Source organism: Pseudomonas sp. BS3767 (genome assembly GCF_900099665.1).
Taxonomy (GTDB): Bacteria; Pseudomonadota; Gammaproteobacteria; order Pseudomonadales; family Pseudomonadaceae; genus Aquipseudomonas; species Aquipseudomonas cerasi.
The window spans coordinates 604,084-625,747 of sequence record NZ_FNCX01000001.1 but is presented as its reverse complement, the minus strand read 5'-3'; the positions used below and the strand labels follow the sequence as shown (position 1 = coordinate 625,747).

Annotated in this window: 22 protein-coding genes and 1 pseudogene; 17 read left to right on the top strand and 6 right to left on the bottom strand. The window is 61.9% G+C overall.

Annotated elements, in window-relative coordinates; genetic code table 11:
• Positions 1-58: 58 nt before the first annotated feature.
• The 3 genes from BLR16_RS02115 (at position 59) to BLR16_RS02105 (ending at position 3,666) form a co-directional block, all read left to right on the top strand.
• Positions 59-1,945, top strand: coding sequence for a feruloyl-CoA synthase (locus BLR16_RS02115; protein WP_161437850.1), 1,887 nt, complete (start codon positions 59-61; stop codon positions 1,943-1,945).
• Entirely contained in the window at positions 1,942-3,192 is a 1,251-nt protein-coding gene (locus BLR16_RS02110; protein ID WP_003435397.1) for a thiolase family protein, read from the top strand. Before BLR16_RS02115 ends, BLR16_RS02110 begins: the two co-directional genes overlap by 4 nt.
• Before the next feature lie 132 nt (positions 3,193-3,324).
• Entirely contained in the window at positions 3,325-3,666 is a 342-nt protein-coding gene (locus BLR16_RS02105) for a hypothetical protein (protein ID WP_003370812.1), read from the top strand.
• A gap of 19 nt (positions 3,667-3,685) precedes the next feature.
• Here BLR16_RS02105 and BLR16_RS02100 read toward each other — a convergent pair whose 3' ends face one another.
• Positions 3,686-4,090 carry a RidA family protein gene (locus tag BLR16_RS02100; protein WP_054080952.1) on the bottom strand — a complete coding sequence of 135 codons (405 nt, stop codon included), beginning with the start codon at positions 4,088-4,090 and terminating at the stop codon, positions 3,686-3,688.
• A 156-nt stretch (positions 4,091-4,246) separates the two neighbouring features.
• Between BLR16_RS02100 and BLR16_RS02095 the strand changes: the two genes are divergently transcribed.
• Positions 4,247-5,182: a LysR family transcriptional regulator gene (locus BLR16_RS02095; RefSeq protein ID WP_058416492.1), complete on the top strand. Its 936-nt coding sequence runs from the start codon at positions 4,247-4,249 to the stop codon at positions 5,180-5,182.
• Between the two features lie 12 nt (positions 5,183-5,194).
• Here the strand turns inward: BLR16_RS02095 and BLR16_RS02090 are convergent, their stop codons facing one another.
• Positions 5,195-6,112 carry a LysR family transcriptional regulator gene (locus BLR16_RS02090; RefSeq protein ID WP_003346362.1) on the bottom strand — a complete coding sequence of 306 codons (918 nt, stop codon included), beginning with the start codon at positions 6,110-6,112 and terminating at the stop codon, positions 5,195-5,197.
• 156 nt (positions 6,113-6,268) lie between these two features.
• Here BLR16_RS02090 and BLR16_RS02085 point away from each other — a divergent pair, with 156 nt between their 5' ends.
• The 3 genes from BLR16_RS02085 to BLR16_RS02075 all read left to right on the top strand — a co-directional run bounded on the left by BLR16_RS02085 (position 6,269) and on the right by BLR16_RS02075 (position 8,954).
• Positions 6,269-7,024 (top strand): 5-oxoprolinase subunit PxpA, encoded by a 756-nt coding sequence (locus BLR16_RS02085; RefSeq protein ID WP_074806425.1) that lies wholly within the window; start codon positions 6,269-6,271, stop codon positions 7,022-7,024.
• Between the two features lie 86 nt (positions 7,025-7,110).
• The gene (locus tag BLR16_RS02080) at positions 7,111-7,983 is read left to right on the top strand and encodes a 5-oxoprolinase subunit B family protein (RefSeq protein WP_003435393.1); all 873 of its coding nucleotides are present in this window, start codon (positions 7,111-7,113) and stop codon (positions 7,981-7,983) included.
• Positions 7,980-8,954, top strand: coding sequence for a 5-oxoprolinase subunit C family protein (locus BLR16_RS02075; RefSeq protein WP_003435392.1), 975 nt, complete (start codon positions 7,980-7,982; stop codon positions 8,952-8,954). Before BLR16_RS02080 ends, BLR16_RS02075 begins: the two co-directional genes overlap by 4 nt.
• Before the next feature lie 5 nt (positions 8,955-8,959).
• Here the strand turns inward: BLR16_RS02075 and BLR16_RS02070 are convergent, their stop codons facing one another.
• Positions 8,960-9,541 (bottom strand): TetR/AcrR family transcriptional regulator, encoded by a 582-nt coding sequence (locus BLR16_RS02070; RefSeq protein WP_046719366.1) that lies wholly within the window; start codon positions 9,539-9,541, stop codon positions 8,960-8,962.
• Between the two features lie 51 nt (positions 9,542-9,592).
• Between BLR16_RS02070 and BLR16_RS28495 the strand changes: the two genes are divergently transcribed.
• From BLR16_RS28495 to BLR16_RS02060, 3 genes and pseudogenes are all read left to right on the top strand, one after another.
• On the top strand, positions 9,593-9,865 hold the full coding sequence (locus BLR16_RS28495; RefSeq protein ID WP_129402409.1) for a hypothetical protein: 273 nt from the start codon (positions 9,593-9,595) through the stop codon (positions 9,863-9,865).
• Positions 9,820-11,003, top strand: a pseudogene (locus tag BLR16_RS02065) (L-dopachrome tautomerase-related protein). Before BLR16_RS28495 ends, BLR16_RS02065 begins: the two are co-directional and overlap by 46 nt.
• 26 nt (positions 11,004-11,029) lie before the next feature.
• The gene (locus BLR16_RS02060; protein ID WP_003370828.1) at positions 11,030-11,338 is read left to right on the top strand and encodes a putative quinol monooxygenase; all 309 of its coding nucleotides are present in this window, start codon (positions 11,030-11,032) and stop codon (positions 11,336-11,338) included.
• Between the two features lie 65 nt (positions 11,339-11,403).
• Here BLR16_RS02060 and BLR16_RS02055 read toward each other — a convergent pair whose 3' ends face one another.
• The 3 genes from BLR16_RS02055 to BLR16_RS02045 form a co-directional block, all read right to left on the bottom strand.
• The gene (locus BLR16_RS02055; protein ID WP_046719368.1) at positions 11,404-12,735 is read right to left on the bottom strand and encodes an OprD family porin; all 1,332 of its coding nucleotides are present in this window, start codon (positions 12,733-12,735) and stop codon (positions 11,404-11,406) included.
• 64 nt (positions 12,736-12,799) lie between these two features.
• Positions 12,800-14,422: an MFS transporter gene (locus BLR16_RS02050; protein WP_161437858.1), complete on the bottom strand. Its 1,623-nt coding sequence runs from the start codon at positions 14,420-14,422 to the stop codon at positions 12,800-12,802.
• Positions 14,394-15,602, bottom strand: a complete 1,209-nt coding sequence (locus BLR16_RS02045) for an aspartate transaminase (RefSeq protein ID WP_074806431.1) — start codon at positions 15,600-15,602, stop codon at positions 14,394-14,396. The genes BLR16_RS02050 and BLR16_RS02045 overlap by 29 nt, the downstream gene beginning before the upstream one ends.
• 276 nt (positions 15,603-15,878) lie before the next feature.
• Here BLR16_RS02045 and nac point away from each other — a divergent pair, with 276 nt between their 5' ends.
• From nac to BLR16_RS02010, 7 genes are all read left to right on the top strand, one after another.
• Entirely contained in the window at positions 15,879-16,790 is a 912-nt protein-coding gene (gene nac / locus BLR16_RS02040) for a nitrogen assimilation transcriptional regulator NAC (protein WP_003370836.1), read from the top strand.
• Between the two features lie 115 nt (positions 16,791-16,905).
• Positions 16,906-17,352 carry an acetyl-CoA carboxylase biotin carboxyl carrier protein gene (locus tag BLR16_RS02035; RefSeq protein ID WP_003370838.1) on the top strand — a complete coding sequence of 149 codons (447 nt, stop codon included), beginning with the start codon at positions 16,906-16,908 and terminating at the stop codon, positions 17,350-17,352.
• A 55-nt stretch (positions 17,353-17,407) separates the two neighbouring features.
• Entirely contained in the window at positions 17,408-18,760 is a 1,353-nt protein-coding gene (gene accC, locus BLR16_RS02030) for an acetyl-CoA carboxylase biotin carboxylase subunit (protein WP_003370840.1), read from the top strand.
• Positions 18,757-19,428, top strand: a complete 672-nt coding sequence (gene pxpB / locus BLR16_RS02025) for a 5-oxoprolinase subunit PxpB (protein ID WP_003370843.1) — start codon at positions 18,757-18,759, stop codon at positions 19,426-19,428. Before accC ends, pxpB begins: the two co-directional genes overlap by 4 nt.
• Positions 19,425-20,396 (top strand): 5-oxoprolinase subunit C family protein, encoded by a 972-nt coding sequence (locus BLR16_RS02020; protein WP_074806434.1) that lies wholly within the window; start codon positions 19,425-19,427, stop codon positions 20,394-20,396. The genes pxpB and BLR16_RS02020 overlap by 4 nt, the downstream gene beginning before the upstream one ends.
• Complete coding sequence (locus BLR16_RS02015; protein WP_074806437.1) at positions 20,396-20,818, top strand: biotin/lipoyl-containing protein; 423 nt, start codon at positions 20,396-20,398, stop codon at positions 20,816-20,818. Before BLR16_RS02020 ends, BLR16_RS02015 begins: the two co-directional genes overlap by 1 nt.
• On the top strand, positions 20,808-21,578 hold the full coding sequence (locus BLR16_RS02010; RefSeq protein ID WP_003370850.1) for a LamB/YcsF family protein: 771 nt from the start codon (positions 20,808-20,810) through the stop codon (positions 21,576-21,578). Before BLR16_RS02015 ends, BLR16_RS02010 begins: the two co-directional genes overlap by 11 nt.
• Positions 21,579-21,664 lie beyond the last annotated feature (86 nt).

Genomic DNA, 21,664 nt, shown 5'->3' with positions numbered 1-21,664 from the left:
TCGGCCCGGACCGCTGCATGGCGTTTGGTGCCTGCGTACCTTGATGGAGAGAACGCACGTGAGTTCCGATATCAGATCATCAACGCTGCAGAGTGAAGATAATCCACCGCGCTACCGTCAGGTCTCCATCGGCCACCCGCCCATCGAGGTGCGGGAAGAGCAGGGCGTTCTGCACATGCGAGCCCTGGAACCTCTGGCGCGGTTACCCGACCGGCTGCTCGACCGACTGGTGCACTGGGCGCGGTTGCGTCCACAACAGACCTTCATTGCCGCGCGCGACAGCCGGGGCGGCTGGCGCAAGGTCAGTTATGCCGAGATGCTGACTGACGTGCGCGCTATCGCACAGAGCCTGCTGGCGTACGGCCTTTCCGCCGATCGGCCGCTGGCGTTGCTGTCAGGTAACGACATCGAGCACTTGCAGCTTGCTCTGGGGGCCATGTACGCCGGCATTCCGTACTGCCCGGTATCACCGGCGTATTCGGTCATGTCTCAGGATTTCGCCAAGTTACGCCACGTCTGCGACGTATTGCAGCCAGGATTGGTATTTGTCAGCGATGCCGCGCCGTTTCAGCGTGCCATCGATGCGATCATTCCTGCGGAAACGCCCGTCATCACTGTACGCGGACAGCTCAATGGCAGGCCTCAGCTGAGCTTCTCCAGCCTGCTCGAAGAGCCGGGTGGCAGCGAGGCCGAGGCCGCTTTCCTGGCCAGCGGCCCCAACACCATCGCCAAGTTTCTGTTCACTTCGGGCTCGACCAAACTGCCCAAGGCAGTGGTGACTACCCAGCGCATGCTGTGTGCCAATCAACAGATGCTGTTGCAGACGTTCCCGGTGTTCGGCGAAGAGCCGCCCGTGCTGGTCGACTGGCTGCCCTGGAACCACACCTTCGGCGGCAGTCACAACATCGGTATCGTGCTGTACAACGGTGGCACGTTCTATCTGGACAACGGCAAGCCAACTGCACAAGGCTTCGCCGAGACGCTGCGCAACCTCAAGGAAATTTCGCCTACCGCTTACCTGACTGTGCCCAAGGGCTGGGAAGAGCTGGTCAACGCACTGGAGCAGGACGCCGAGCTGCGCGAGCGATTCTTCTCGCGCATCAAGCTGTTCTTCTTCGCCGCTGCCGGCCTGTCGCAAAGCATCTGGGATCGTCTTGACCGGGTGGCCGAGCAGCATTGCGGCGAGCGGATTCGCATGATGGCCGGACTGGGTATGACCGAGGCCGCGCCGTCCTGCACGTTCACCACCGGGCCCTTGTCGATGGCCGGATATATCGGCCTGCCCGCACCGGGATGCGAAGTGTGCCTGGTGCCGGTGGATGGCAAGCTCGAAGGGCGTTTTCGTGGCCCGCACATCATGCCGGGCTATTGGCGCTCGCCGCAGCAGACGGCCGAAGTGTTCGACGAGAACGGCTTCTATTGCTCCGGCGATGCGATCAAGCTTGCCGATCCTGCGGCCCCGGAGCTGGGCCTGATGTTCGACGGGCGACTGGCCGAGGATTTCAAGCTGTCGTCGGGCGTGTTCGTCAGTGTCGGCCCGATGCGCAACCGCGCGGTGCTGGAAGGCTCGCCGTACGTGCAGGATGTGGTCATCACCGCGCCTGACCGCGAATGCCTCGGGGCGCTGGTGTTTCCCAGGGTGCACGAGTGCCGGCAACTGGCCGGGCTGGATGCACAGGCCAGCGATGCGCAGGTCCTGGCCAGTGCGCCGGTGCGTGAGTGGTTCGCCGGCTGGCTGGCGCGCCTGAACCAGGGCGCGAACGGCAACGCCAGCCGGCTGGAGTGGATCGTGCTGCTTGATGAGCCCGCGTCTATCGATCGCGGCGAAATCACCGACAAGGGGTCGATCAACCAGCGCGCCGTCCTGCAGTGGCGCGCAGACAAGGTCGAAGCGCTGTACCGTGATCAGGACCCCGACAAGCTCAGTGCCGAGCCCAAGGCATGAGTGGCGGCGGGCAGTATTCGGCATTCAGCGACGTGGCCATCGTCGATGCCGTGCGCACACCCTGGGTGGATCTGGGCGGTGCTCTGGCGCCTGTTTCGCCCATCGATCTGGGTATCAAGGTCGGCCGCGAGGTCCTGGCGCGGGCCGTCATTCAGGCGGATCAAGTCGACAGCGTACTGGCCGGCTCAATGGCGCAGGCCAGTTTCGATGCGTACCTGCTGCCCCGGCACATCGGCCTGTACAGCGGCGTCGCGCAGAGCGTTCCGGCGTTGGGTGTGCAACGCATCTGCGCGACCGGTTTCGAACTGTTGCGCCAGGCCGCCTTGCACGTGGGCGAAGGTGGGCAGATGGCGCTGTGCGTCGCCGCCGAGTCCATGTCGCGCAACCCGATCGCGGCCTATACCCACCGCAATGGCTTCTCGCTCGGTGCCGCCGTGCAGTTCAAGGATTTTCTCTGGGAAGCGCTGTATGACCCGGCACCGGCGATGGACATGATCTCCACCGCAGACAACCTCGCCAAGCGTCATGGATTGAGTCGTGAGGCGGTAGACAGTTATGCCTTGCTCAGCCATGAGCGGGCGCTGCAATCACAGATTTCCGGCAAATGGACCGAGGAAATTGTCCCGGTCAGCCGCGAGCGCTTTGCGCTGGAAGGCTATCAGCCGCGTGGCATCGAGTTGCCGCGTGGGGTTGAAGTGGTCACGCAGGACAGCCATCCGCGTGCGACCCATCTCGCAGCGCTATCGCGTTTGCGCGCCATTCACGCGAACGGTGTGCAGACCGCAGGCAATAGCTGTGCGGTGGTCGATGGCGCGGCGGCGGCCTTGGTGGGGCGTGCTTCACAGTCAACGAGACCGGTGTTGGCGCATCTGCTGGCCAGCGCGGTGACGGGTGTCGCTCCAGAGTTTATGGGCATCGGCCCCGCACCTGCGATCCGCTTGCTGTTACAGCGCAGCGGGCTGGCGCTGAGCGATATCGGTCGGCTGGAAATCAATGAAGCGCAGGCCGCTCAGGTTCTGGCAGTGGCACAAACGCTGGAGCTGGACCACGAGCGGCTCAACTGCCTGGGTGGATCACTGGGCCTGGGTCACCCATTGGCTGCCACCGGGCTGCGTCTGGTCATGACTCTGGCCCGGCAACTGCGCGACGCAGGCCTGCGTTACGGTATCGCGGCAGCCTGCGTCGGCGGCGGGCAAGGCATGGCGCTGCTGATCGAGAATCCCCACTGTGCGTCCAGCCGTGTCTAGCCAGGCAAATACCCGCAAATGCGACATTTTCCTGCTTTAAACGCTACGCCTCACGCAGGTCATCCTTTAGCGCTTGACCGAATCGTGGCGAACGGTGAATCTCGCACCTCTCGACCCCACGGAACCCCGTCTATGCGTGCCCTCGCTGAGCTTTCTTTCGATTTCGTCTGGCATTTGATGTTCACGGATGACAAGCAGCTCGACCAGGATCTGGCGGTGCGCTCGCTGGAAAATCTTTCCGATTGTTTTTCGTCGATGTCCGACGAAGAGAAAAGGGCGTTCATCGCGGTGGCCCACGAACGCAAGGCGCGCCTTTTCGCAGTGCCCGATGCCGACGGCTACTCGCCGATACGTCTGGCCACCGAAGAGCAGGCGCAGTTTCTCGATCATGTCGTTTCCGGGCAGTTCTTCCAGCAGTTCGAAGAGCCCCTGGCGGCGGATGCAAGCGACCGTGTGGTGCCGATTCGCCGCTGAGCGGACCCACGCTGCCCGGTTATTGCTCGACGGCTTCCGGCAGCCTGGCGATGACCTTGATTTCAAAATCGAAGCCATACAGCCAGGTCACGCCGACGCCGGTCAGGGTCGGGTGCGGCGCTTCGCCCCAAAACTCGGGAATTAGCTTCCATATCCGCTCGAACCTTGTCTCGGGATCGACAATGAACACCGTCACGTCGACCACATCGTCGAAGGTGCAACCGGCCGCCAGCAGGATGGCGTTCAGGTTGGTGAACGCCAGGCGCACCTGTTTTTCCAGATCAGGCTCGGGTGAGCCGTCTTCGCGACTGCCGACTTGTCCGGACACGAGCAGAAAACCATTGGAGCGTATGGCGGGCGAATAGCGATTGCGCTCGTAAAGCGCCTGGCGGCCAGCCGGGAAAACGACGTCACGTTGGGTCATGGGGATCTCCATCAGAGCTTGAGTACGAAGGCTGAAGTCAGCGTTGAAGCCACAGTAAGGACTTGCGTCAGCGCGATAAACGAGCAACCGTACTCAGCACTGTTTGGGAAACCCAAACAATCGACAGGCTGATGGGACAAGACAGGCGGGGCGAGGATGGACCGTTTCGACGCAATGCAAGCGTTTGCTCGCGTGGTGGAAACCGGCAGTTTCACCAAGGCTGCCAGCACGCTGCACATGAGCAAGACCAGCGTGACGCAACTGGTGCAGCAACTGGAGGTACGCTTGCGGGTCAAGCTGCTCAACCGCACCACGCGGCGGGTTAACGTGACTGCCGACGGTGCGGTATTTTACGAGCGCGTGGTCAGGCTGCTGGCCGATATGGATGACGCCGAGACCAGCCTGTCCAGTGCAACATCGCTGCCCAGAGGGCGTTTGCGCGTGGACGTACCCAGCCCGCTGGCCAGCATGCTGCTGTTGCCCGCCTTGCCAGGGTTTCATGCGCGTTATCCGGACATTCAGATCGATATGGGCGTCAGCGACCGTATGGTCGATCTGATCGGCGAGAACGTCGACTGCGTGGTGCGGGGAGGTGAAATAGCCGATCAGTCGCTGATGGCGAGGCGGGTGGGCGACCTGCAACTGGGCGTTTACGCTGCGCCGGACTATCTGCAGCGCATGGGCACGCCTGTTCATCCGCAAGAGCTTGAAGACTCGGCCCATCGCATCGTCGGCTATCTGTGGGCGCGCACCGGCAAGGCGCTGCCCTACGCCATGCACCGCGCCGGGGAAAAGGTCCATGTGCAGGGGCGCTATACGCTGGCGGTGGATGATGGCAATGCCTACGTTGCCGCAGGGCTGGCCGGAATGGGCATTCTCTGGCTGCCGGACTACATGGCCAGGCCATATCGGGAGCGCGGAGCCCTTGTCCCGCTGTTCGAAGACTGGCAGCTGGACAGCATGCCGATGTACGTGGCTTTCCCGCCGAACCGTCACATCAGCATCAAGGTCCGCGTGTTTATCGACTGGATCACCGAGCTGATGGCCGAGCATGCGCCCGTCACTCGGCCACCGACACGGCCTGCGCAATAGCGTGCCGCGGGTTCAACGCCGTGCCGACAGTTGCTGCGGGGCCAGAAATGCGTCATGAAAATAGTTGCGGAAGGCCTGCATGGCCGGGCTCAATTCACGTTCGCGGTGCCAGGCCAGGCCGACGCTCATGGGCGTTACTGTGTCGGTGACGGTGATTGTTTCGATACGCTTGCCTTCCAGCGACCAGGGGCGATGCACCAGATCGGAAAGGATCGCCACGCCGCTGCCGTTGGCGACCATGCTGCGTACTGCTTCCACCGAGCTGGTGCGGATTCTGACGTTGGGCTGCTGCCCGGCCAGTTCCCAGTAGCGCATGGCGCTTTGTTCGGCTTCGTCGACGGTCAACAGGATATAGGGCTCCTGCGCGACGTCGGCGAGGCTGACAGAGGCGCGTTGACACAGCGGGTGATGGCTGGACAGCCACAGGCGGCGCTCGGAGTTGAACAACGTTTCCGAGATGATATCCGGGTGAGTGATGTTGGCCGTCAGCACCACCGCCATGTCGAAGCGACCTTGTAGCAGGCCTTGTTCGATGGCTTGTCTTTCCTGCTCATGCACCTCGATGGCGACGTCCGGGTGCCAGTGTTCCAGGCGCTGCAAATGATGCGGCAGGAAGTAGCCGATGACGGTGTAGCTGGCGGCCAGACGCAATACGCCGCTGGCGCGGATATCGGGCAGCGGACTGTTCAGCGCATCATCGACGCTGCGCAGAATGACGTAAGCCCTGTTGAGAAAATGACGGCCTGCTTCAGTCAGGCTCATGCCTTGCGCCGAGCGCTGAAACAGCAGGGTGCCGAGCATGCTCTCCAGCTCCTTGATCGCCGTGGTGACCGCCGACTGGGAAATGTTCAGGTGAATGGCCGCCTGCGAGATTTGCCCGATCTCGGCAGTTGCCACGAAATAACGGACCTGGCGCAAGGTCAGGGACATAAGCACTCCAGACAGACGTTCGATGTAGCGGGGTATCTGTTTTTCAGAAGATGGCGTATCTGTTAATAGATCTACCCAAGGGGTGCGGGTGAATTTAACGTGCTTTGCATGAAGCCGGATAGCCCCTTGTCCGGACAACCCACAGGAGCAACAGCCATGCAGGTGGATTTCAACTCGGACATGGGTGAAAGCTTTGGCGCGTGGACCATTGGTGACGGCGTCGATACTGAATTGATGACCTTTATCAGCTCGGCCAATATTGCGACCGGTTTTCACGCGGGCGACCCTGGCACCATGCGCCGCACGATCGAGCAGGCGAAACGTCTGGGCGTTGCCATCGGCGCACACCCGGGGTTCCGTGATCTGGTCGGCTTTGGCCGCCGGCATATCAACTCGACGCCCCAGGAACTGGTCGACGACATGCTCTACCAACTGGGCGCCCTGCGCGAGCTGGCGCGGGTTCAGGGTGTGGCCTTGCAGCATTTCAAACCCCACGGAGCCTTGTACATGCACTTGGCCAGGGACGAAGCCGCAGCCCGCCTGCTGGTGGAAAACCTGCAGCGCCTGGAGCCCGATTTGCTGCTTTACTGCATGCCCGGTTCGGTGATCTGCAAGATCGCCGAGGAGCTGGGCCAGCCGGTGATCCGCGAGTTCTACGCCGATCGTGATTACGACGTCAGCGGCTCCATCGTTTTCACCCGTCACGTACGGGCCCTGGACCCGACCGAAGTCGCAGCCCGCGTGGTGCGCGCTTGCCTGCAAGGTCTGGTGCGTACTGTCGAAGGTGAGGACCTGAGCATCGAATTCGATTCGATCTGTCTGCACAGCGATACGCCCGGCGCGCTGGACCTTGCAGAAGCGACACGCCTGGCGCTGGACGCTGCAGGCGTCAAGGTGCGTGCACCGCGTTGAGTCAACGGCATCGTGCGCGTAGACGCACGAGCTGTGTTACTGATTTTTGCCTGCCGTTCTACAACGATTTCAAGAAAGGAACAGACATGGCTGATCCGATTCGCTACAGCTTTGGCGCTGATGAACATCTGTTCGCCGAAGTCAGTGACAGTATGTCGCTGGAAGCATTTTTCACGGGGCTTGCGGTGACCCGTGCGGTCGAGCGTCTGGCGCTCGATGGTGTGCTGGACGTGTGTCTGGCCAACGCGTCATTCCAGATTCGTTTTGACCCGGACCGTATCGCACCGCATGCCTTGCTCGAGGCGGTAAGGGCGGCCGAGGCCGGTGCAGTCGCCGAACGTACCCTGCAGACCCGGATCATCGAGATCCCGGTGCTGTACAACGATCCGTGGACCCACGAAACCCTGATGCGCTTTCGTGACCGCCATCAGGACCCCGGTTCCACCGACCTGGAATACGCAGCACGCATCAATAATCTGGCGGATGTCGATGCCTTCATCGCGGCGCACAGCGGCGCGCCGTGGTTCGTTTCGATGGTCGGTTTTGTCGCCGGTCTGCCGTTCATGTTCCAGATGGTGGAACGCGAACGCCAGCTGCAAGTGCCCAAATACCTGCGTCCGCGCACCGATACCCCCAAGCTCACACTCGGTCACGGCGGCTGCTTCGGCTGTATCTATTCGGTACGCGGGGCGGGCGGTTATCAGATGTTTGGCGTCACTCCGGCGCCGATCTATGACCCGCAGCAGGGGTTGGCCTATCTGAAAGAGCACATGGTGTTTTTCCGGCCTGGCGACATCGTCCAGTTCAAGCCGCTTGACCGGCAAGCCTATGACGAGGCTGTCGCAGAGGTGGAAGCCGGACGCTTCGATCTGCGCATCCGCCCGGTCGAGTTTTCACTGGATGCCTTTCTCGCCGATCCGGTGGGCTATCCCAAGTCGTTGCAGGAGGTGCTGGCATGATCAAGGTGCTCAAACCCGGTCTGGCCACCTCGGTTCAGGACCTCGGCCGCGAGGGCTATTACCACCTGGGCATACCGCCCTCCGGTGCGCTCGACCAGTACGCCCTCAGCGCCGCCAATCAGCTGGTCGGCAATCCGCCCGGCGCGGCGGGGCTTGAATGCACACTGCTGGGGCCGGAACTGGAGTTCCAGTGCGACACGTTGGCTGCAGTCTGCGGCGCGCACATGGCGGCGCGCCTCGACGGCGTGGAAATGCACCACGACACCGCCTTTGCGGTGAAGGCCGGGCAAGTGCTGCGCTTCGACTTCCCCAAGGACGGCGCGCGTACCTATCTGGCCGTCGCGGGCGGTATCGATGTGCCGCTGGTACTGGGCAGCCGTTCGACTTACACGCTGGGTGCGCTTGGCGGTTTTCAGGGGCGCCGACTGGCCGCTGATGACCTGCTGCCGATAGGCACGCCCAGCGGCAAGGGACGTGCCGGGGCCAGCCTGCCGATGGCCTTGCGCCAGTCTCTGGGCGGGGAAGTGTATCTGCGGGTCGTGCCGGGCCTGTATTACGAGCGTCTGACCGAATTTGCCGCCACCAGTTTTTTCTCCGAGCCCTGGAGCGTAGGGTCGGAAGCCGACCGCATCGGTTATCGCTTCAAGGGGGGCAGGGCGCTGACCTTCCAGCCCAGGGAGCAGCCCTTCGGCGCCGGTTCCGATCCATCCAATATCGTCGACAGCTGCTACCCGATCGGTTCAATTCAGGTGCCTGCCGGGCTGGAACCGATTGTCTTGCACCGTGATGCCGTATCGGGCGGTGGCTACGCGATGATCGGCACGGTGATCAGCGCGGACCTGGATCTGATCGGTCAGATGCAACCCAATCAGACCGCCCGATTCGTGGCTGTAACGCTGGAGGAAGCGCTGGTGGCGCGCAAGTCATACAAGAAGAAGCTGGCGTGCCTGAGCAAACTGTTTCCTTCCTGAGACGGTCAGTCGGTTTGCCCGGACTCCAGGTGTGCCCGCATCTTCGCGCGGCACACCTCGAGTATTTCGTCCGCCAGCGGCGAGTCATCCGGGCAGCTGCGTGATAGCAGCAGCGCCCCCAGCGCATGGGCAAAGCGGTCGATGGTGTTTGCCCGCGCCTGTTTCCATTCTTCGCCGCCGGGTGCTGCCTGGTCGGGAGCAAGCGCTGCCAGCAGGCTCTCGATGCCGTCGGCGAAGGTTGCTTTGACCGGGTCCGACTGGCGCGCTGCATCGCCGCTCAGCGCGGCCATGGGGCAGCCCGTGCCAAGGTTGTCACGGTGCTCTCGGGACAGGTAATAATCGATGAACTGCGCTGGATCGATGCCGGTCGATTGCGCCACGGTCTGCGAGATGGCGCACGCCGCCGACTCGGCCATCAGGTCGGACTTTGAACCGAAATGCTTATAGAACCCGCCGTGGGTAAAGCCTGCCGCAGCCATCAGGTCGGCGACCCCGACACCGTCATAGCCATGCTCGCGAAACTGCACGGAGGCCGTCTCGACGATATGTGCCCGGTTGGCCTGGGCCTGGGCCTTGGTGACTCTCATAGGGGTCGCCTCTTTGCCTGTCTGATTGTGGCTTTCTGGGCCAGGAAGAGCGTGACTATAGCATTGATGCTGACCGTCATCAAAACCGCTGATCGTCAGGATGCTGACTGCAGGGAATGGCTGGCAAGCAACACGGATCTTCGCCTTCGCGTTGAAAGTGTTAGCGTGTTACCCGCGTTTTTCTTTGTAACAAGAAAGCTCAGACTAATCGCCAACCTGTTTATGGCACAAAAAGCCCCCAATGCTGATGGGCCGCTGGCCCTTCAGGAGAGAGCACCATGCATCGAACGAAAATTTCCGCCGCAATTGCCATCATTTCCGTAGCCACACTCGCCACTTCGCTGGCCTACGGCGCGACCGCCATTCCATTGCCTGCCAGTGCGCCTGCCGACAAACCGATCGGCAAGCTCGAACAGGTGCATGCCTTTTACGATGCGATGCCCACCGGTGTGACAGTCACTGAAACCGGGCGAATTTTCGTCAACTTCCCTCGTTGGGGTGACAAGGTGCCGTTTACGGTGGGTGAGATTCGTGACGGCAAAGTGGTTGCCTACCCCGATCTGGCGGTCAACAAGGAGAACCCCAAAGACCCTGGTGATGGGCTGATCAGCGTGCAGAGTGTGGTCGCCGACGGCAAGGGCCGTGTCTGGCTTCTGGACACGGCCGCACCGGGTTTTGCGTCTCCGCGTCCAGGCGGCGCCAAACTGGTTGCGGTGGACCTGGCCACCAACCGAATCGTCAAGCGCCTGGTGTTTCCGGATAACGTCATCTTGCCCGGCACCTATGTCAACGACATGCGCTTTGACTTGCGCAAGGGATCGGAGGGCACGGTCTATGTAACGGATTCATCCTTGAGCGGGCCGGGTGCGATCATTGTCATGGATATTGCCAGCGGTCACGCCGTGCGGCGCCTGAACGGGGCGCAGTCAACATCTGTCGATCCGGCTTTCGTACCCGTCGTCGAGGGCGTGGCCGTGCTGGGCGATGGCCCGAACGGAACGCGCAAACCGGTCGGCGTCGCTTCGGATGGCATTGCGTTGTCGGCAGACGGCAAGACACTGTATTTCTCGCCGTTGTCCAGCCGTCATCTGTATGCCGTGGCCACCGATCTGTTGAATGACAGCAAGGTCAGTGAGCAGCAGTTGGCAGCGGCGGTGCAGGACCTCGGTGAAAAAGGCGCTTCGGATGGCCTGGAGGCTGATGCCAAAGGCGCCGTATACGCAGGCGACTACGAGCATAATTCGATTCGCAAGCGCCTGCCGGACGGCACCTGGCAAACAGTGGCACACGATCCGCCATGCTCTGGCCTGACACCTTGTCGATCGGCCCGGATGGCTATCTGTACTTCATCGTCAACCAGTTGCACCGCCAGGCCAACTTCAACGCCGGCCACGACAAGCGCGAAAAACCCTACAGCCTGCTGCGTTTGAAAATAGACGCTGCGCCCGCACCGACCCATTGATCGAATCGAATACCGGAGCATCGATAATGAACACATCTGCAAAGCCAATGGCCTTGATGGCCGTCCTGAAAGCCAGTGCTGGCAAAGAGGCGGCCCTGAAACACGCATTATCGGCACTGGTGGAACCGACCCGGGCGGAGCCGGGCAATATCGAGTACACGCTGTTCGAGGCGCGTGATGAGCGCGGCACGTTCTACATGCGTGAATGCTTCAAGGATCAGGCAGCACTGGACGCACATGTCGCCACGTCGCACTACCAGCAGTTCGCGGCGGTCAGCGGCGAGTTGCTGGCAGAGCCGCCGCGGTTGATATTTCTTGATCAGGTATCGAGCTGAGTGTCCAAAAGGGCCCAGTCAGTCCGGGCCCTTTCGCGGTGAGTCAGCACACCGTATTGAGCACCTTAGAAAATATTGATCGGGTAACTGACGATCACCCTATGCTCATCGGAATCGCGCTGGCTGGCGAATTCGGTGCGCAGTTGCGCGTGGCGCAGCGCGATGCTGAGGTTTTTCGCCGGGCCGGACTGCACCACGTAACTCAGGGTAACGTTGCGTTCCCATTCCTTCTTGTCGCCGTCGGACGTCTGGATGTTCGAGCCGCTTTCATACATGGCCAGGAAGTTCAGGCCGGGTACGCCCAGTCTGGCGAAGTCGTAGCCATAGCGAACCTGCCAGGTGCGCTCTCCGGCACGCTGGAATTTACCGATCATTGATTCGGTCATGAAGTAGGCAGTCGAGCCGTCACCCTGATTCAGCCAGACAGCATCACTGTCGCCGGTCACCGCCTGGTAACCCGCAGCAAAGGTGTGGCCATTGATCAGGTAGGTGAACTGGGCGCTGGACAGGCGGCTGTCGACTTCACCCTTGGTGACGCCGTTGCCGTAATAGCCAACTGTGTAGTACGCCGGGTCGTGACCGTTGGCGCCGTCCGAGCGGTTGTCGAAGTGGCGCAGGTCGGTGCGCAGTATGCCCGGACCCAGCTGCATGTCGTATTTCAGGCCCAGGAAGTTCTGCTTGTAGAAGTTTTCCAGGTTGCCGTAGTAGTACTGCAAGGTCAGGTCTTTGGTCGGTTTGTAATCGACGCCTGCATAGTAGAACTTGTTGACGAACTCGCCGGTCAGCGGATTGTTTGCACCCGGAATCGACATGCCCATCTGATTGGTCGAACCACGGCCCATGACATGCTCCAGCTGGCCTGCGGTGAAGGTGAAGTCCTTCAGGTCGCCAGACTGAATCTGCCCGCCACGAAAAGTCTGTTGCAACATGCGGTCAGTGGACATCACCACCGGCAGCATGGGCACCAGCGTGCCGTATTTCAGTTCGGTTCTGGAGACGCGTGCCTTGAGCGTCGCGCCCAGGCTGCTGAACTCATCGACCGCGCGGCCATCGCTGTCCGTGGGGAAGATATTGCCGTTGAACGCCGTGCTTTGCGGGTTGTAGTGACGGCCCTTGCCCGAGTCCAGACGGATGCCCAACTGGCCGAGTGCGTCGACACCGAAGCCCACTGTGCCCGGCGTGTAGCCCGACTGGTAGTTGAGCATGAAGCCCTGGCCCCACTCCTGAGTGTAGTTCGGGTCGGCGGCGCCGCTGCGGTTGTCTGCGTTACTGAAGAAGTTACGCGCAAGAATACTGGCCTTGCTGTCCTCCAGAAAACCTTCGGCGTAGCTCTGCTGAGCGATCAGCAGTCCACAAAAGCCCGCAACGAAAGGGGCGGCGCGATTGATACGCTCCATCGGATTCATCCTCATACTGTCATTAAGTGTTGTGAGAGGCAGGGTCGGGCGGCAGTCAGGTTTCTTATTGTTTTTCAGGAACAGGTGTTGCAGATGAATCCGTTGCAGACGTTGCTGCATGGGATACCTGATGAAGGGTGACGCGAGGCAGGCGGTGCAGAACCAGCAACGCGAGCACGCCCAGCCCGGCGCATGTCAGCAGCCCCGTGCCCACCGCCTGGGCGAGGGCGGTGCGCGCTATCAGCAGCGCCGCATCGACATTGGCAGGCGTGTGCTGCAGCAGAACCTGAGGGTCGGCCAGGCGCGGTAAGGCCGACGCCTGACCTGCTGCGTTCAGCGCACTTTGCAGATTGGCGACATACAGCACCTTGACCAGCACGCCCATGGCCGCTGTGCCCAGCAAACCGCCGACCAGTCGCAAGGACTGGGTCAGCGCCGTGGCAATGCCGAGAAATTGCCGCTCGGCGAGCGTCTGGGTGAACACGGTGAGGTTGAGCAGAATGAACCCCAGGCCCAGCCCCGCCAGCAGAATCAGCCCCAGTAAGGTCGTGAAGCCGGCGTGCAGTCCGACCAGTGCCAAGGCGATGCAGGCAACCGACAGGGCAATGAATCCGCCAATAGGTAACCAGTTGGGGTTTGTCAGACGCGTGACGATCCGGCTGTTGACGATTGCGCCCAAAGTGATACTCAGGGCCAGCGGTGTGAGCAGCAGCCCGGCGTCCTGCGGCGAGTAGTCGTAGCTGCCCTGCAACAGCAGCGGCAGGTAGAACAGAAGGGTGAACATGATGGCGCCGGCCAACAGCGACATGATGAACAGCAGGCGGATGCTGCGGTTGGCGAACAGCCCGGCGGGCAGCAAGGCAAAGGCACAGCGGCGCTCGTGGAACCACAGGCCGAGCATGGCAGCGAGGGTCACGGCGCCACATGTCAGGCTGACGCGCAGGGAACGCTGGCCCAGCCATTCGACGAACAGTTGCAGGCTGCCCAGCGTCAGGACGATCAATAAAGCCCCGAGCCAGTCGAGCCTGATCGCACCGTCAGAATGGGGTCGATGGCCTTGCGGGCGATACCACGGCAAAAAGCGCCAGGCAAAAAACAAGGCAATCACGCCCAGGGGCAGGTTCAACCAAAACACCGACCGCCAGCCAAACTCGCCGGACAGATAACCGCCCAACCCCGGGCCGATGGCATTGACCACGCTGAACATGGCGCTCAGCAACACCTGCCAGCGCAACCGCTGGCGGGTGTCGGGAAACAGCTCGGGCACACAGGCAAAGGCAGTACCGATCAACATACCGCCGCCCACACCTTGCAAGGCTCGCCCGATCACCAGTACCAACATGCTGTCTGCCAGTGCGCAGAGCAGCGAGGCCAGCGTGAAGATGACTGTTGCGGTCAGCACGAACGGTTTGCGCCCGTAAAAATCGCCCAGCCGGCCAAAGATCGGGATGGTCACGATAGAGGCCAGCAGGTAGCCGGTGGCGACCCAGGCGTACAACTCGAAACCGTTGAGCTCGGCGACGATGCTTGGCAGTGCGTTGCCGATGACGGTCTGATCCAGCGCGGAAAGGCCCAGTACCAGTGATATGCCGAGCATGGCCAACAAGGCCTGTTTGAAGGTCAGGGCCGGATGGCTCGGCGTCGTCATGTCGAGGTGCTCAGCGCAACGCAGCGACAGCAGTCGCAATGCGCGCGCAGCCGTCTTCAAGGGTTTCCAGGGCAGTCGCCGTAGACATCCGGAAAAACGGTGCCAGGCCATAGGCGGTGCCTGCGACAACGGCAACGCCCTGACTTTCCAGCAGGTACAGAACCACGTCCGTATCGGCTTCCAGTACCGAGCCTGACGGTGTGGTTTTGCCGATCAGCGCGCCGCAATTGACGTACAGATAGAACGCGCCTTCGGGCTTGATGCAGCTCAGGCCGTCAATCGCGTTGATCAGCTCCAGGCAACGATCGCGGCGCTGTCTGTAGACCTTGACGCTGTCGCCGACAAAAGACTGGTCGCCGGTCAGGGCGGCCACCGCAGCGGCCTGGCTCACCGAGCAGGCGTTGCTGGTGGACTGTGATTGCAGGGTCGCCATCGCGTTGATGATATCGCCGGGGCCTGCTGCGTAGCCGATGCGCCAGCCGGTCATGGCGTAGGTTTTTGACACGCCGTTGATGATCAGCACGCGTTCGCGCAGCGCTGGCTCGACAGTGAGCAGGTGGCTGAGCGGAGCGTCGTCGTAGCGAATGTGCTCGTAAATGTCGTCGGTCATGACCAGCACGTCCGGGTAGTCGAGCAGTACGTCGGCCAGCGCGCGCCATTCGGATGCGCTGTAGGTGGCACCGGTCGGGTTGCTCGGCGAATTGAGCAGCAGCCAGCGGGTGCGCGGCGTGATCGCGTTGCGCAGCTGCGCGGCAGTCAGCTTGAACTGGTTTTCCTCCGGGCAGGCCAGGGTCACTGGACGACCGTCGCAGGCCAGGACCATGTCCGGGTAAGACACCCAGTAAGGCGCGGGGATCAGCACTTCATCGTCGACACTCAATGTCGCCGCGAATGCATTGAAAATCGCGGCCTTGGCACCGCTGGTCACCATGATCTGGCCGGGCGCGTAAGCAAGGCCGTTTTCACGCTGCAGTTTGGCGGCGATTGCCTCGCGCAGCGCCGTGGTGCCAGCGTTGAGCGTGTAGCGTGTTTCACCGTTCTCGATGGCGGCACAGGCGGCCTGACGAATGTGCGCCGGTGTGTCGAAGTCCGGCTCGCCAACCACCAGATTGATGATCGATTTGCCTGCGCGCCGCAGTTCATTGGCCCGATCGGCAGCAGCGCTGCTTGGCGACGGTTTGATGCGGAGCACGCGGGCAGCGATGCGAGATGCGGTCACGTTGGCATTCCTCGTTGATGGCCTTGACGGGGAATACGTTACGAGCCAGAGCAGCGAGCGCCATAAGACCATTTCGTTCTGGGTTGATAGGCAGCGCTTATGACCGCAGATGAACCGGCGTCGCACCAAAAGCGGGCGTGCAATGGTTGCAGGGGGATCAGCGCCTGGCGAGCCCATTCAGCGGGAGCTGACATAGCAATTGCTTATGCCTGGTTTTTCCAGAGCTGGCCTGGGTCTTGCTGAAGCCCGTGTGTCGTGACTCTGGAGTGCAGCACCTTGAACCTTCGCCGTTTGAAATATTTCGTGAAAATTGTCGATATCGGCAGCCTGACTCAGGCCGCCGATGTGCTGCACATCGCACAACCTGCGCTGAGTCAGCAGTTGGTGACGCTGGAGGCCGAGTTGCAGCAACAGTTGTTGATCCGCACCAAGCGCGGCGTCACCCCGACCGAGGCGGGCAAGGTGCTGTACGGGCATGCTCAGGTGATCCTGCGCCAGTGCGAGCAGGCACAGAGTGACGTCAACGCCAGTGGTCTGGCGTTATCGGGGCCTGTGTCGGTAGGGCTGGCACCCGGCACTGCCGCTTCGACCCTGTCGCTGCCATTGCTCAAACGCGTACGCGAGCGTCATCCGGGCATTCTGCTGTACCTCAATGAGAACTTTGGCACCACCCTCAGTGAGTTGATCATGAACGGGCGTATGGACATGGCCGTTCTTTATGGCGGACGCGAGGTACATGGCTTGAGTTTTGTGCCCTTGATACGCGAGCAGCTGTACCTGGTGAGTGCCGAAGAGGCGCTTCAGGGTCGCGAGGAAATTCCGCTCAGGGAACTGGCCGATATCGACCTGCTGTTGCCGCGCACCTACAACACTGTCCGTCGTCTGGTAGACGAGGCATTTGTGCGTATCGAGCACAGTGCCCGGGTGGTGGCAGAAGTCGAATCTTCGACGACGCTGGCTGCGGCAGTCGCCGATCGATTCGGCTCGACCATTCTTCCCGAATCTGCAGCGCGGGTGCTGGCAGACACGCATGCGGTCAACCTGAGCCGCATTGTCGAACCCGAGATCGAAGCCCCTCTCGCGCTGTGCCTGTCCGGGCACTTGCCGCTGTCGGTGCCGGCCCAGGCGGTCAAGGCGATCCTTCTGGAACTGGTCGCCGAAATGCGCGGCAACCGCCGCGCGCAGTGATCCCGACGTCATAAGGGGCGCTTATCACCCCACAGTCAAACCGTCTTGGCGGTCAAAAACCTGCCTCGTTACATTGCCCTCAGCCACATTTCATTTGCCAGGCAAGGGCTCTTGCATGAATCCGGAACGTATCAAAGCACTTATCGACCTGATGGCCGAATCGGACCTGAGCGAACTCAGCCTGTGTGAAGGTGACGCGCAGCTGCGTTTGCTGCGCGAGCCCGCTCAGGTCGCCAACCGCGTCAATCCGGCTGTTGCGACAGTGCAGACGACGCTCGCAGCGCGCACTGTTTCTCCGACTCAGACAAGTACGACGACCGCCGTACAACAGACACAGGCGTGCGCCTCGCTGTACGGGGTGTTGCACCTGACCCCGGCACCCGACCAGCCGCCTTTTGTCGAGATCGGTACGTCCGTCGAGGTGGGGCAGACTCTGGCGGTGGTCGAGGCCATGAAGATGTTTCATCCGGTGAAGGCTGAGGCGGCAGGGGTGGTGACTGCCATTCTGGTTGCCAATGGCGAAGAGGTTCAGGCCGGTCAGGCGCTGTTCAGCATTGCGTGATGGTCTTGAGCTGCCTTGCAGGCCGTCTTGCGGGTTCACCGATCAGGGGTTTTTGATGTTCGATAAAGTATTGATCGCCAATCGCGGCGAAATCGCCCTGCGCATCCAGCGTGCCTGCAAGGGCCTGGGCCTGCGCACGGTAGCGGTGTATTCCGAAGCGGATCGCGATGCCGGTTATGTACAACAGGCTGACGAAGCGCTGTGCATCGGTCCCGCCGCAGCGGCGCAGAGCTATCTGAATCAGGCGGCCGTGCTCTATGCCGCGCAACTGACCGGTGCTCAGGCGATCCATCCCGGTTATGGCTTTCTGTCTGAAAATGCCATGTTCGCCGAACGCATCGAGCAGGCTGGCCTTACCTTCATCGGCCCCAGTGCTGCGTGCATTCGGGTCATGGGCGACAAGGTCGCTGCCAAGCGGGCGATGCGCGAAGCCGGCGTGCCGTGCGTACCCGGTCCGGATACCAGCATGCCGGCCGACCCGCAGAGCATTCTGCAGATCGCTCGCGACATCGGTTACCCGGTCATCGTCAAGGCCGCAGGCGGCGGCGGAGGGCGGGGCATGCGTGTGGTTCAGGAAGAGTCTCGTCTGCTCGATGCGATTGCGCTGACCCGCGAAGAAGCCCGACACGCGTTCGGCAATCCCGAGTTGTATATCGAGAAGTTTCTGGGCCAGCCGCGCCATGTCGAGATTCAGGTGTTGTGCGATGCCTATGGCAATGCTGTCTGGCTCGGCTCACGGGATTGCTCGATGCAGCGCCGCCACCAGAAGGTGCTTGAGGAGGCGCCTGCACCCGGCATCGACGCAGCATTGATGGCCAGGGTGGGCGAGCGTTGCGCACAGGCTTGCCGCCAGATCGGCTATCAGGGCGTCGGCACGTTCGAGTTCCTCTTCGAAAAGGACGAGTTCTATTTCATCGAGATGAACACCCGCCTGCAGGTCGAGCACCCGGTAACGGAAATGACCTCCGGCATCGACATTGTCCAGCAGCAGATCCGCATGGCGATGGGCGAGCGCCTGAGTTTCAGTCAGGCCGACGTAACGGTGTCGGGCCATTCGCTGGAGTGCCGGATCAACGCCGAGGACCCGCGCAGCTTCATGCCGACGCCGGGCCAGGTCACCCGCTGGCAGATCCCCGGTGGTTTCGGCGTGCGGGTCGATTCGCATGTCAGCCACGGCTACCGCGTTCCGCCTTATTACGATTCGATGGTGGCCAAGGTCATCACTCATGGTGCCAGTCGCGATGAGGCGTTGGCACGCATGCGTCTGGCACTGAGCGAAATGCACGTCGAGGGCATCTCTACCAACATCGCGCTGCATCGCGACATTCTGCAGGACCCGGTGTTCTGCAAGGGTGGCATGGACATTCATCACCTGGAGCGCTGGTTGCAGACAAGGAGCCACCCATGAGTCTCGTGCAGGCGCCGAATGCGCCAAGAATCACCTTGCTGGGAACCACCGCGTTGCTGTTCGAAGCACCCGGCGAGCTCGACCTGGCACCGCAGCAACGCATATGGGCACTGGCCCGTCTGAGCAAGGACTGGCCGCAGGTACGCGAGGCGGTGCCGGGGATGAACAACCTGATGCTGACCTTCGCGGCGCCACCGCGGGACCTGGCCGGTCTGAAAACCCGTTTGCTGGAGGCCTGGGAGCAGTGCCAGCCGCTGCCGTTGCAGGGCCGGATCATTGAATTGCCGGTGGTATACGGCGGTGACGGCGGACCGCACATGGCCGATGTCATCGCCCATACCGGGCTGGATATCGAAACCATCGCCAATCTGCACTGTGAGCCGCTGTACCCGGTGTACGCCCTGGGCAGCCATCCGGGTTATTGCTACCTGGGCGGTATGGACCAGCGCCTGGCAACGCCGCGGCGCAAGGTGCCGGTACTCGATATCGGGGCCGGGTCGGTCTCCATCGGTGGCGTTCAGACGGGTATTTCCGCGTCGGCCGGCCCCAGTGGCTGGAACACCATAGGACGCACGGAAATGGTGTTTTTCGATGCGGGTCAGCAGCCTCCGGCGCTGTTGCAACCCGGCGATCAACTGCGCTTGCGTATCGAGAGGATCATCCGATGATCGAAGTTATCAGCGCTACGTCACTGGCGACCGTTCAGGATCTGGGGCGACACGGCAGCCTCGGCTACGGCGTCGGCACGTCTGGCGCGATGGACACGCTGTCACTGCGGCTCGGCAACCTGTTGCTGGGCAACGATGAAGACGCGGCGGGGATTGAAATTCCGCTGTTCCCGTTCGAAGTGCGCTTTGTCGATGACTGCACCTTCGCGATCACCGGCGCCGCCTGCGCCGCGTCGCTCGATGGTGAGCGGCTGCCAGGCAATTGGGTCGCTCAGGCACGCAAGAATCAGGTGTTGCGGCTCAATTACCCGACGATGGGCAGCCGCGTGTATCTGTGTCTGGCCGGCGGCGTCGACGTGCCGTTGGTGCTGGGCTCGCGCAGCACGCAATTGCGCGGCGCTTTTGGTGGCTGGCAGGGCCGTGCGTTGCAGCAGGGTGATGTGATTCCTGCGGGCGCTGCCAACGAACTGCGTGCCAGTGATTTCGGGGTGCAATCGTCGGTGGCGGCCTTGCCGTTGTTGCTTGACGGGCTGCCGGCCATCCGCGTGCTGCCGGCTGCCGAATTCGACTGTTTCAGTGCCGAGGCGCAAGCAGCGTTTTTTGCCGGTGAGTGGAAAATCACCACGCAGAGCAACCGTTACGGCTACCGCATGGAGGGCACGCCCTTGCTTGCGCGCGAGACGCTGGAAATCCGCTCTCATGGCATCGTGCCTGGCGTGATTCAGGTGCCCCACGGCGGACAGCCGATCGTGCAGATGCGGGATGCCCAGCCCAGTGGCGGTTATCCCAAGTTTGCCACAGTCATCGAGGCCGATCTGTGGCGTCTTGGCCAGGCGCCGATCGGCAGCAAGGTCCGTTTTGTGCAGTGCAGCTACGACGAAGCGGTCGACGCGCTGGACACCAATCACGCTTTCATCGAAGACGCCCGGCGCGTGCTCGCGCTGCGCAGCCTGCAAGGACATCGCTGATGGACATCAAAGAGATTCGCCAGCTGGCAGCGTGTATTCGGGACGCCGGCATTACTGTGCTGGAGTTGAGGCGGCCGGGGTTTGAGCTGTTGATCCGCCGCGGCGAGCCTGTACAGGCCTGCGCTGTGCCCTCTGCGCCACAGGTCGCCGTTGAACCGTCGGCGCTGGCTGCCCATGTGGTGAGTGCCGACAACCCCGGCGTGTTTGTATCGAGTCATCCCGATGAACGCAGCAGCTACGTAAAACCCGGCGATGCAGTGGCTGTGGGGCAGTTGCTGGGGCTGTTGCGTATCGGCCTGTTGTACCTGCCGGTGCGCAGTCATCAGGCAGGGCGCGTACTGCGCTTCCTGGCCGCCGAAAACGAGCGCGTCGGTTATGGCCAGCCGCTGATTGAACTGGAGGAACTTGATCATGCGCATTGATCTGAATGCTGATCTGGGTGAGGGCTTCGGGCCCTGGACCATGGGCGAGGACGAGGTCCTGATGCCATTGATCTCCTCGGCCAACGTGGCGTGCGGCTTTCATGCCGGGGATCCGCTGATCATGGACAGCACAGTGCGCCGCGCCAAGGCGCTGGGCATTGATCTCGGTGCGCATGTCGGCTTTCCGGATCTGCAGGGGTTCGGCCGCCGCAGAATGAACATCGAGCTCAAGGAGTTGTGCGCCATTGTGGTGTATCAACTCGGCGCTCTGGCGGGCCTTGCAGCCGCTGCCGGTTACCGCGTCACGCACATGAGTTTTCACGGGGCGCTGGGCAATATGGCCGCAGCGGATGCCGAACTGGCCGGGCCTTTGGTAAGGGCTGTTGCAGGTTTTGACCCGCAGATGATCATCAGCTCATCCAGCAGCGCGGCCATCGAGCAGGCCGCCGAGGCGTGCAACCTGAGGGTGGCAACGACCTTTCTGGCTGATCGCGCCTATGACGAAAATTGCCTGCTGGTGCCGCGAGGTACGCCCGGTGCGGTGATCAAAGACCCGGAGCAGGTCAGGGCCAGGGTTGCGCAACTGTTGCAGGACGGCTCGGTAACGACCCTGAGCGGCAAGCGTGTGGCGGTCAACGCCCAGTCGATTCTGTTGCATGGCGACACGCCGGGGGCGGTGGAGCTGGCGCGCAGCATTCGCCGGAGCATCGAAGAGCAGGGCGGTGTCATCACCCCGGTTTCACAGTTGCTCGGGTCATAAGCGCAGCTTATTGCCACACAACCATTGTGTCTTGGTCGCTGCCCATGACGCTCGTTAAAGTCCAGTACAAGGCGATCAGCATTAAC

Coding starts and splice junctions, on each gene's coding strand:
- BLR16_RS02110 (WP_003435397.1), top strand. CDS start 1,942: ATGAGTGGCGGCGGGCAGTATTCGGCATTCAGCGACGTGGCCATCGTC.
- BLR16_RS02105 (WP_003370812.1), top strand. CDS start 3,325: ATGCGTGCCCTCGCTGAGCTTTCTTTCGATTTCGTCTGGCATTTGATG.
- BLR16_RS02100 (WP_054080952.1), bottom strand. CDS start 4,090: ATGACCCAACGTGACGTCGTTTTCCCGGCTGGCCGCCAGGCGCTTTAC.
- BLR16_RS02095 (WP_058416492.1), top strand. CDS start 4,247: ATGGACCGTTTCGACGCAATGCAAGCGTTTGCTCGCGTGGTGGAAACC.
- BLR16_RS02090 (WP_003346362.1), bottom strand. CDS start 6,112: ATGTCCCTGACCTTGCGCCAGGTCCGTTATTTCGTGGCAACTGCCGAG.
- BLR16_RS02085 (WP_074806425.1), top strand. CDS start 6,269: ATGCAGGTGGATTTCAACTCGGACATGGGTGAAAGCTTTGGCGCGTGG.
- BLR16_RS02080 (WP_003435393.1), top strand. CDS start 7,111: ATGGCTGATCCGATTCGCTACAGCTTTGGCGCTGATGAACATCTGTTC.
- BLR16_RS02075 (WP_003435392.1), top strand. CDS start 7,980: ATGATCAAGGTGCTCAAACCCGGTCTGGCCACCTCGGTTCAGGACCTC.
- BLR16_RS02070 (WP_046719366.1), bottom strand. CDS start 9,541: ATGAGAGTCACCAAGGCCCAGGCCCAGGCCAACCGGGCACATATCGTC.
- BLR16_RS02060 (WP_003370828.1), top strand. CDS start 11,030: ATGAACACATCTGCAAAGCCAATGGCCTTGATGGCCGTCCTGAAAGCC.
- BLR16_RS02055 (WP_046719368.1), bottom strand. CDS start 12,735: ATGGAGCGTATCAATCGCGCCGCCCCTTTCGTTGCGGGCTTTTGTGGA.
- BLR16_RS02035 (WP_003370838.1), top strand. CDS start 16,906: ATGAATCCGGAACGTATCAAAGCACTTATCGACCTGATGGCCGAATCG.
- accC (WP_003370840.1), top strand. CDS start 17,408: ATGTTCGATAAAGTATTGATCGCCAATCGCGGCGAAATCGCCCTGCGC.
- pxpB (WP_003370843.1), top strand. CDS start 18,757: ATGAGTCTCGTGCAGGCGCCGAATGCGCCAAGAATCACCTTGCTGGGA.
- BLR16_RS02020 (WP_074806434.1), top strand. CDS start 19,425: ATGATCGAAGTTATCAGCGCTACGTCACTGGCGACCGTTCAGGATCTG.
- BLR16_RS02015 (WP_074806437.1), top strand. CDS start 20,396: ATGGACATCAAAGAGATTCGCCAGCTGGCAGCGTGTATTCGGGACGCC.
- BLR16_RS02010 (WP_003370850.1), top strand. CDS start 20,808: ATGCGCATTGATCTGAATGCTGATCTGGGTGAGGGCTTCGGGCCCTGG.